Annotated in this window: 1 pseudogene; it reads right to left on the reverse strand. The window is 60.3% G+C overall.

From position 1 onward, the window contains the following. Positions 1-234, reverse strand: a pseudogene (locus ACPYOG_RS20870) (spermidine/putrescine ABC transporter ATP-binding protein); the annotation flags it as partial.

The following is a 234-nucleotide window of genomic DNA, read 5'->3' on the forward strand; positions in this document are numbered from 1 at the left end:
GTGTTATAGATCTCGAACGGCGAACCGATCTGATCCGCGCGGCCGGCATTCATGACGACGATACGGTCGGAGATCGACAGCGCCTCTTCCTGATCATGCGTCACGAAAACGGTGGTGATGCCGAGCTGCTGTTGAATCGCCCGGATTTCCTCGCGCAGCGATACGCGGATCTTTGCATCCAGCGCCGAAAGCGGCTCATCGAGCAGGAGGACCTGCGGCTTGACGGCGATGGCG

This window comes from Leifsonia sp. HAY1-4F (genome assembly GCF_056755275.1).